General features: G+C 69.1%; 8 protein-coding genes. 6 read left to right on the forward strand and 2 right to left on the reverse strand.

What is annotated here, in order from left to right; translation table 11 throughout:
• The first annotated feature begins 70 nt into the window (after nucleotides 1-70).
• From U9977_RS22450 to U9977_RS22470, 5 genes are all read left to right on the forward strand, one after another.
• Complete coding sequence (locus U9977_RS22450) at nucleotides 71-1,219, forward strand: MsnO8 family LLM class oxidoreductase (protein ID WP_322751268.1); 1,149 nt, start codon at nucleotides 71-73, stop codon at nucleotides 1,217-1,219.
• Between the two features lie 80 nt (nucleotides 1,220-1,299).
• A complete protein-coding gene (locus tag U9977_RS22455; RefSeq protein ID WP_322751269.1) occupies nucleotides 1,300-2,502 on the forward strand; it encodes an LLM class flavin-dependent oxidoreductase in 1,203 nt (400 codons plus the stop codon).
• A 66-nt stretch (nucleotides 2,503-2,568) separates the two neighbouring features.
• Complete coding sequence (locus U9977_RS22460; protein ID WP_322751270.1) at nucleotides 2,569-3,969, forward strand: NtaA/DmoA family FMN-dependent monooxygenase; 1,401 nt, start codon at nucleotides 2,569-2,571, stop codon at nucleotides 3,967-3,969.
• The gene (locus tag U9977_RS22465) at nucleotides 3,966-4,247 is read left to right on the forward strand and encodes a hypothetical protein (protein WP_322751271.1); all 282 of its coding nucleotides are present in this window, start codon (nucleotides 3,966-3,968) and stop codon (nucleotides 4,245-4,247) included. Before U9977_RS22460 ends, U9977_RS22465 begins: the two co-directional genes overlap by 4 nt.
• A 140-nt stretch (nucleotides 4,248-4,387) precedes the next feature.
• Nucleotides 4,388-6,334: a rhodanese-like domain-containing protein gene (locus U9977_RS22470; RefSeq protein ID WP_322751272.1), complete on the forward strand. Its 1,947-nt coding sequence runs from the start codon at nucleotides 4,388-4,390 to the stop codon at nucleotides 6,332-6,334.
• 158 nt (nucleotides 6,335-6,492) lie between these two features.
• Here the strand turns inward: U9977_RS22470 and U9977_RS22475 are convergent, their stop codons facing one another.
• Both U9977_RS22475 and U9977_RS22480 read right to left on the reverse strand, forming a co-directional pair.
• A complete protein-coding gene (locus tag U9977_RS22475) occupies nucleotides 6,493-8,232 on the reverse strand; it encodes a SpoIIE family protein phosphatase (RefSeq protein ID WP_322751273.1) in 1,740 nt (579 codons plus the stop codon).
• 213 nt (nucleotides 8,233-8,445) lie between these two features.
• Nucleotides 8,446-9,090 (reverse strand): TetR/AcrR family transcriptional regulator, encoded by a 645-nt coding sequence (locus tag U9977_RS22480; RefSeq protein ID WP_322751274.1) that lies wholly within the window; start codon nucleotides 9,088-9,090, stop codon nucleotides 8,446-8,448.
• An 80-nt stretch (nucleotides 9,091-9,170) separates the two neighbouring features.
• Here U9977_RS22480 and U9977_RS22485 point away from each other — a divergent pair, with 80 nt between their 5' ends.
• Nucleotides 9,171-9,578 carry a limonene-1,2-epoxide hydrolase family protein gene (locus tag U9977_RS22485; protein WP_322751275.1) on the forward strand — a complete coding sequence of 136 codons (408 nt, stop codon included), beginning with the start codon at nucleotides 9,171-9,173 and terminating at the stop codon, nucleotides 9,576-9,578.
• Nucleotides 9,579-9,633 lie beyond the last annotated feature (55 nt).

Genomic DNA, 9,633 nt, shown 5'->3' on the forward strand with positions numbered 1-9,633 from the left:
TGTGCTCGCTCTTTTGCGTCTGTCATGCCATCGCCGCGTCGACTTCGGGCATTGAGGAAGGAACGAGCGGGTGGCATCAGGTCCTGTTCCGCTGTCGGTCCTCGATCTGGCGCCGTTGAGCTCCGGGTCGACGGCCGCTGATGCGCTGCGCAACACAATCGACCTTGCACGCCACGCGGAGCGCTTCGGATATGCCCGGTACTGGCTCGCCGAGCACCATCTGACCCCCGGTGTCGCCTCGGCCGCGCCTGCCGTGTTGATCGCCCTGGTCGCCGATGCCACCCGGACGATCCGGGTCGGGTCGGGCGCGGTGCAGACCGGCCACCACACCCCGCTCGTCATCGCGGAGCAGTTCGGGACCCTCGCGCACATCCATCCCGGGCGCATCGACCTCGGTCTCGGTCGTTCGAGCGTGAGCAGGCTGATCGAAAGGGCTAGGAGGTCAGCCGTTGGGCCGCAGCCGACGGGCGGTAGCCCGTCCGCCGGCCCGTCCGTGGTCAATGGATTACTGATCCCGCGGGCGCCGAGGATCCTGTTCGACCTCGACCGTCTCCGCCGGCAACTGGACCTGGTCGGGACCCGCGACGACGCCGCCGACACCTACGCGTTGCAGGTGCGCGACATCCAGGCGTTCATTCGCGGTGACTACCGCACACCGGACGGCATGCACCTGCCAGCGCCCACCGCCGAAGGCGCCGATGTGGAGCTGTGGATCCTCGCCGCGAGCGCCGGCGACAGCACCCGGACCGCCGGCGAGTCGGGGCTTGCGCTGGCGGCCAATTACCACGTCACGCCGTCGACTGTGCTGGAAACGGTCGCGGCGTATCGGGCTGCCTTCACCCCGTCCGAGACGCTGCGAGCACCGCACGTCATGGTCTCCGCGGACGTCGTGGTCGCCGACGAGGACGAGACCGCCCGCCGGCTGGCCAGCGGATACGGCCCGTGGGTGGCCAGCATCCGTACCGGTGCGGGCGCCATCGCCTATCCAACGCCGGCCGAGGCGGCCGCTTACCCCTGGACCGAGCAGGGGCGTGCGCTGGTCGCGGATCGGGTCGACACCCAGTTCGTCGGTTCGCCCGCGACCGTCGTCCAGAAGCTGCGCACACTGCGCGACGCCACCGGAGCCGACGAGCTGCTCATCACCACGATCACCCACGACCACGCCGACCGGGTGCGCTCCTACGAGCTGCTCGCCGGGGCATGGGCACGCCTCGGTTGACGGCGGCCCGTCACCCCACGGCCACCGGCCACCACCGGCCCAGCAGGTCCCGTGCGATACGAGCAGGGAGAGACCGACCGATGACCCCATCCTCCGCACTGCACCTTGCTGTCGCGCTCGACGGCGCGGGCTGGCATCCCGCTGCATGGCGAGAGCCCGACGCTCGACCCGACGAACTGTTCACCGCCCGGTACTGGACCGACCTGACGCGCGAGGCCGAGCGCGGTCTGCTGGACTTCGTGACGATCGAGGACTCCCTGTCGTTGCAGTCCTCGCGCTACCATGGCCCGGACGATCGGACGGACCAGGTACGCGGACGTCTCGACGCGGTCGCGGTCGCCGCGCGGGTCGCCCCGCACACCAGTCGCATCGGCCTCGTGCCGACCGTGACGGTCACCCATACCGAGCCCTTCCACGTCTCCAAGGCGATCGCCACGCTCGACTACGTCAGCGTCGGCCGTGCCGGCTGGCGGGTTCAGGTCCGCGCGAGCAAGGCCGAGGCGGACCAGTTCGGGCGGCGCGACATCCAGGCGTTCCGGTTCGCAGACCGGGAGCAGCCCGCGGCGGCCGAGCTGATCAGGGATCTGTTCGACGAAGCCGGCGACTACGTCGAGGTGGTCCGGCGGCTGTGGGACAGCTGGGAGGACGACGCTGAGATCCGTGATGCAGCGACCGGGCGGTTCGTCGATCGCGGCAGGCTGCACTACATCGACTTCGCGGGCAGCTGGTTCAGCGTCCGGGGTCCGTCGATCACGCCGCGTCCGCCGCAAGGCCAACCGCTGGTCACCGCCCTCGCGCATGCCACGGTCGCCTACCGGTTGGCCGCCCGCGCCGCCGATGTGGTGTACGTGACGCCGCACGACGCCGAGCAGGTACGCACCATCGAACAGGAGGTCCGCACCGAACAGGCCGCCGCCGGCCGGGATCATGAGCTGTTGCACGTCTTCGGTGACCTCGTGGTTTTCCTGGACGTCGATGCGGGGCAGGCCGCCGACCGCAGTGCACGGCTGGATGGCCTGGCCGGCGCCGGGTACCGCTCGGATGCGCGTGTGTTCAGCGGAACGCCGGCCGGGCTGGCCGATCTGCTGCAGGAGTGGCAGCAGGCCGGCCTGACCGGTTTCCGGCTGCGTCCTGCCGCCATTCCGCACGATCTGAAAGCGATCACCCGTGGGCTCGTGCCGGAGCTTGCACGCCGCGACGCCTTTCGCACGGAGTACGAGGCGGACACGCTGCTTGATCTGCTCGGTCTGCCCCGTCCCACCAGCCGCTACGCCGCTGTCTGACGCTGCCCGATGTTGTCCGACCCTGTCGGACGCGCGAGGCCCCCAGATGACCTGCGAGGATCCCAGATGAGCAAGCCGCGTAAGCAGATCCACCTGGCCGCGCATTTCCCGGGCGTGAACAACACGACCGTATGGAGCGATCCGCGGTCGGGCAGCCACATCGAGTTCAGCTCGTTCGTGCATTTCGCGCAGACAGCCGAGCGGGCGACGTTCGACTTCCTCTTTCTGGCCGAAGGGTTGCGCCTGCGTGAGCAGGCCGGCCACCTTTATGACCTGGACGTGGTGGGCCGTCCGGACACGTTCACGGTGCTCGCGGCGCTGGCCGCCGTCACCGACCGGCTGGGGCTCGCCGGCACGATCAACTCCACCTTCAACGAGCCTTACGAGGTCGCACGGCAGTTCGCCAGCCTCGACCATCTTTCCGGCGGCCGGGCCGCATGGAACGTCGTCACCTCGTGGGACGCGTTCACCGGCGAGAATTTCCGCCGCGGCGGATTCCTCCGCGAAGATCAACGCTATGAACGGGCCGAGCAGTTCATGCGGACGGCGTGGGAGCTGTTCGACTCCTGGCGCGGTGACGAGATCATCGCCGACAAGGAGTCAGGGGTCTTCATCAACGACGTGTCTGCGGGCGGGTTCGCCCATCACGACGGACACTTCGACATTGTTGGACAGTTCAACGTGCCCCGTAGTCCGCAGGGCCGCCCGGTGATCTTCCAGGCGGGTGACTCGAACGAGGGACGCGAATTCGCCGCGGCGACAGCCGACGCGATCTTCAGCCGACACGGCACCTTTGAGGCCGGCAAGGCGTTCTACGCGGACGTCAAAGGCCGGCTGGCGCGTCATGGCCGGAACCAACAGGCACTGGTCGTGTTGCCGGCCGCCACCTTCGTCCTCGGCGACACCGACGCCGAGGCCCACGAACGCGCAGATGTCGTTCGCCATCAGCAGGTCAGCGGGCAGACCGCGATCCGATTCCTCGAGCAGGTGTGGAACCGTGATCTCAGCTCCTACGACCCGGACGGCCCGCTTCCCGAGGTCGACCCCCAGCCGGGCGAGAACACCATCGCGCGGGGCCGCGCCAGCGTGCGGATGTTCTCCGATCCGCTCGCGGTGGCGAAACAGTGGCGGGAGCTCGCCGCAGCGAAGAAGCTCTCCATCCGCGAGCTGGTCATCGAGGTCAGCGGCAGGCAGTCGTTCATCGGCACGCCGGCCACCGTCGCCGAGACGATCAACAGGTTCGTGCAGGAGGACGCCAGCGACGGATTCATCCTCGTTCCACACATCACACCCGGCGGCCTGGACGAGTTCGCCGACACGGTCGTTCCGCTGCTACAGGAACGCGGCGTCTTCCGCAGCGAGTACGCGGGCACAACCCTACGCGACCACCTCGGCCTACCGCCTTCGGGCCTGCTCCCCTCACGACGCCCCACAGCTTTCACCGGACGGAAGGGCGCACATCAATGACGTCAGCTCAGCTAGCCGCAGCCGCAGCCGCAGCCGGACCCACGGTCGGGGCCTGGGACAACTCACCCGCGGTCGCACCACGCGGAACGGTGATTCTGATCGCTGGTCGCGGCGAGCATCCCGGGGTCTACGAGCGGTTCGGCACCAGGATCGCCTTTGACGGCTACCGGGTCCGGGCGCTCGGCGACCCAACCGTCGACGAGCAGGCGGTGACGTCGCCTGCCCCACGCATCAGGCGCGGCTCGATGCCGACGCGCATGTGCGCCGTGGCGCCCTGACGGTCCCGGTGCCACGGTCCTGGATCGCTGACGCAGACCTTCCCACCATTGCGCGCTGGACCAGCTGATCGTAGTCGCACCGATCATCCGTAGACCCGGCCTCCGACGGACGCACCGAACAGTGTTCCGCAGAGGTTTCCATGCGAAAGGACGGTACTGCCATCAGCACCAGATACATCATTATCGGGGCGGGTGCTGTAGGTGCGACCGTCGCCGCGCAGCTGGACGGGGCCGGCATTCCGGTCGTCGTGGTGGCCAGGGGAGCGAACCTCGCCGCGTTGCGATCCCAGGGGCTGCGCTACATCCGGCCGGACTCCGACCGGCGGGTCGCCCTCCACGTCGCCGGTGGGCCGGACGAGGTCGACCTGCACGCGGACGATGTGCTGGTGCTCGCCACCAAGTCGCAGGACTCTGAAGCGCTGCTACAGCAGTGGGCATGGCGCCCGGTGACCGTGCACGGCGCCGTGCGCACGGCCGCGGAGGTACTGCCGATCCTGTTGCTGCAGAACGGGCTTGAGAACGCTCGGACGGCGTTGCGGCGGTTCGCCATGGTGGTCGATGCGGTTGTTCTCATCCCGTCCTCGCATCTGCGGGCCGGAGAGGTCGTGTCCCCGGGCGCACCGATCGCCGGTGCTTTCTACCTCGGCCGCGCGCCGCATGGCAGTGATCCGGTCGTGGAGCGCATCGCCGCGCAGCTGCGCCGGGGCTCGTTCGCCGTCGGGGTGGTCGGGGACATCGACCGCTGGAAGGCCGGCAAGTTGCTCGCCAACCTGGCCTACAATCTTGATGCGCTCTACGCTCCCGGTGAGCTGCGCGACGCGGCGGCGGCTGCACTGGTGGACGAGGCGCGGGCGGCGTTCGCCGCGGCCGGGATCGCGGCCGTAGATGTGGCGGCGGACAGCACTCTCGACCTGTCCCAGCTGGTCGTGCACGACATCCCCGGCCACGCGCGGCACAGCAGCTCAACCTGGCAGAGCCTGGCCCGCAGCGGGTCGGTGGAGTCGGACTTCCTCAACGGCGAGATCGTGCTGCTTGCCCGCCTGCACGGCCTTGACGCACCGATCAATGCGGGGGTGGCGCAGCGGATCGCCACCGCGGCGCTCACCGGGACGCCTCCCGGCAGTCTCGACCAGGCCGATCTCGCGGCTCTGCTGGCGTCGGCGCGCCGGCTGTACCACGCCAACGGACCCGAGCTCCTTCCAGCGGTGCTCGTCGACGCGAAGCGACTGCACGATGAGCTGGCGTCGGCCGCGCCGCCGCTGCTGCTTGACGTCCGCTGGACGCTGGGCGACCCGCGCGGGCGTGACCACTACCGGGAGGGCCACCTGCCGGGCGCGGTCTACGTCGACCTCGACACCGAGCTCGCCGCCGCGCCGGGCGGGATGGCCGGACGCCATCCGCTCCCCGACGTCGAGGCATTGGCGCGGTCAGCCCGCGGCTGGGGCCTGACCGCCGGGCGGCCGGTTGTGGTCTACGACGACAACGGGGGACAGTCCGCAGCGCGGGCGTGGTGGCTGCTGCGCTGGGCGGGCGTCGCCGACGTGCGTATCCTCGACGGCGCTCTGGGCGCCTGGCGGGAGGCCGGCTTCGAGATCGAAGCCGGCGAGACCGTTCCGGTTCCCGGGGACGTCGTGCTCACCGCGGGAGCGCTGCCGACCCTCGACGCCGACGGCGCCGCCCGGATGGCCCGCGAGGGCGTCCTGCTCGACGCCCGCGCGCCGGAGCGCTACCGCGGCGAGGTGGAGCCCGTCGACCTGCGCGCGGGACACATCCCGGGCGCGGTCAGCGCGCCGACGGGGGACAACCTGGACGAGAAGGGGTATTTCCTGCCTCGGGCCTCGTTGCGTGCCCGGTTCGCGGCGCTGGGTGTCGGTACGTCGGAGCCCGTCGGGGTCTACTGCGGGTCCGGGGTGACGGCGGCCCACCAGATCGCCGCGCTCGCCGTGGCCGGGTTTGAATCCGCGCTGTTCCCGGGCTCGTGGTCGGCGTGGTCGTCCGACCCTGACCTGCCCGTCGCCACCGCAATCCAGGAACCCCATCCTCCGGTCGCGCGGGAAAGCCCAGAACGCTTCGGTGCACGGGGCTGAAGGATGTGAAACTGATGCTGCTATCGAAGCATCGGATTCACATCGTTGAGAGCCGGTCGGAGAGCCTGGTTTGTGGGAACGTTCCCGCGCTGGATGTGGTGGAACACCGACGGAGCGGTGTCTTCACGCCTACGAGTCCCCATATGCTCCGGTGCGGCTCACCGGGTGGCTCGCTCCGGCCGGGCATGAGCGAGCAGGAGGGTGACGTCGTCGTCGTAGCCGCCACTGCGGTTGATGAGCGTCAGAAGCCGGTCCGCGGTGGCGGACAGGTCGGCCGTTTCCGACAGGACGCGCAGCAGCCGTCGGCAGCCCTCGCCGATGTCGACGGCGGGGGATTCGACCACGCCGTCGGTGTACAGGGCGAGGGTGGATCCGGCGGGGAACCGGTGATGTGTTTCGGTGAACGTCTGCTCGTCGACGCCGAGGATGATCCCGTGGGCGCCGTCGAGGAGTTCGGCGGTGCCATCAGGATGGCGCAGGGCCGGGGGCAGGTGGCCGCCGTTGACCACGGTCAGGGTGGCGCCGGCCGGGTCCCAGATCACGTACAGCACGCTGGCGAAGGTTTCGATGCTCCGGGTGACGGCGTCGAGTTCGGTCATCACGGCGGTGGGGGGCAGGTCGAGACGGGCGAGGGCCCGGGCGGTGGTGCGCAGCTGCCCCATGGCGGCGGCGGCGCCCAGGCCACGGCCCATGACGTCGCCGATGACCAGCGCGACCTGTCCGGCCCGCAACGGGAGGACATCGAACCAGTCGCCACCCACCTCGGTGCCGCTGGTGCCGGGTTGGTAGCGCCATGCCAGTTCGAGACCTCCCACGGTTGGGATGTCGCGAGGCATGAGTGCGTGTTGTAGCGTCAACGCGGCGGTTCGCTGGTGGTTGAAGGCACGCGCATTCGCGATCGCGCTCGCGATCCGGCTCCCCAGTTCCGCCGCGGTCTGGACATCCTGTTCGCCGTAGGGCCGCGCCGCGGTGACGCCGAACCCCACGCTTCCGAGGTACTCCCCGCCGACCAGCAGCGGCACCACGATCGCGGACCGAAGCCGAAAGTGCCGGATCACCGCGGCTACGCGCGGCGCGGGGGAGGCGTCGAACAGCCTGTCGTCGATGTCGATGCGGACCGGTTGGCCGGTGATGAACACCTGCCCCGGCGGACGCCCCTTCATGTTGATCATTTCGCCCGACTGTGGAAGGTCCAGATCGGGAGGCGGTCGGGGTAGATTCGAGGAGTGGGCCCATACGACCCGGCGGAGCATGAGCGGGTCGGGGTCGGCATCCAGGGGATAGGGCTCGTCGGCCAGGTACAACTCGCAGATGTCGGCGAACTCCGGGACGACGAGCGTGACTATCTCCCGGACCGTTGCGGACAGGTCCAGCGACGCGCCGAGCAGCCCGCTCGCCCGGCTCAGTAGCAGCAGCCGCCGCTCCACCGCGTCGCGTTCGGCCTGCGCGCGGTGTTCGTCGGTCACGTCCACCGCTGCCACACCCATCGCGACTCTGGCTCCTGTCGAGTCGTGAAGAGGGTAGCGGCAGACCCGCAGGACACGCTGGTCCGACGGGTCCGACGGCATCGCCGTGGTCACCTCATCGTCGATGATCGCCTCACCGGTCGCCATGACCAGGCGGTCCAGCTCCGCATTGACAGGGTCGAGGTCCGGGAACAACTCGGACACACGCCTGCCGATCGCTTTCTCGGCGGACAGGCCGAAGGCCCTGACCCAGGCCTGGTTCACGGCTCGGATCCGCAGGCCGCGATCGATGACCGACAGTATGATCGGCGCCGCGTCGAACACCTGCGAACAGAGCAGCACCTCTTCCCAGCGGTCCGATGTCGGCGGGACGGGCCAGCCAGGCCGAGACGTACGAAGGTCCTCGGGTGCCTGACCGCCGGGCTGCGGCATCGGGTTCATGTCGGGACCGGTCCTGCCAGGGACATGAGCTGCCGGTCGTGGCCGGAGGCTCGGGCGGGTAGAGACGCGTACAAGTGTGGGACACGTCCATCTTCTGCGCGAACGGGAGTACCGGCACCGCAACGGCACCTGGCGGTGGGGGGGCGGCTCCAGGGCATATCTGATGGATCATCGCCCGCATCGACCAACATCCATCAGCACGCCCTAGCGGTTGGTGACTTTCAGTCCCGTAAGTAGCTGGTCCACGGCGGCAACGGCTTGGTCCTTCGCGGCGGCCGGGTCGTCGGCGCTGGCGATGAACAGGGCCGCCTCGTCAATGGCGGCGAGCAGGATGTGGGCGAGAGCGTTGAGCGGTTGGGCAGGCACGGTTCCCTCTGTCACCGCGAGGTCGAGGAGGGCGTGGATCGCGCCGAGTCCGTAGCGTTCTTCGATCGCTCGCCATTCACGCCAGCCGAGGACGGCGGGTCCGTCGATCAGCAGGATGCGCTGTACCTCGGGTTGGAGTGACGCGTCGAGGAATCCCAGGAGGCCGTGCCGGAGGCGGGCGAGGGCGTCGCCGCTGCTGCTGGTGGTGGCGGTATCCGCCGCGGCGAGGACGTCCTCCTCAACTTGCTCGAAGACAGTGAGGAACAGCGCCTTCTTGTCGGCGAAGTGGTGGTAGAGCGCCCCTCTGGTGCCGACGCCGGCCGCCGCGACGACTTCCTCGGTGCTGGTGTCGAAGTAGCCCTTCTCGACGAACAGCCGCCGGGCCGCCGCGACCAGGGCGGAGCGCGTGGCCTCCGCGCGTTCCGCGACCAGCGCCGCTCGCACGGCACTGCGGGATGTCGACGTCCGTTGACCGCTGTCCACCTCTCCAGTATGGTCCGCCTACAGGTTGTATGGGAAACATACAGCCTGTATGTCACTGAGTGTACCGAAATGGGGACGTAATGAGTGACTCAGCCCGTATCGTTCGCGAGTTCTGCGACCTGATGGCCAAGCGTGACCCTGCTCTGCTGCGGCCGTTTCTCGCCGGGGACGCCGTCTACCAGAACACCGGCATGCCTGCGGCCGTCGGCGCCGCAGCCGTGCTGGACGACCTCGCCGGCCAGTTCGCCATGTTTCCCGACGCCTACGAGTACAAAATGATTAATATGGCGGTCGATGGCGACGTGGTCCTCACTGAACGCCTTGACATGATCCGGACTCCTGACGGTGTGAGGGGCGTTCCGGTCATGGGTACCTTCGTCGTCCGTGACGGTGTAATCACCCGGTGGACCGACTACTTGGACACAGCGCTGCCCGCCAAGATGATGAGCGGCGCGGACACCAGCGCGCTGGTCCCCGCGACCTACTGACCATCGACCTGGCGCGGCCTTCCCGGCGCCGACCACTTAGAGCGTGTCTGAGAAC

The sequence above is a fragment of the Protofrankia sp. Cas8 genome, from assembly GCF_963555845.1.
Lineage (GTDB): Bacteria > Actinomycetota > Actinomycetes > Frankiales > Frankiaceae > Protofrankia.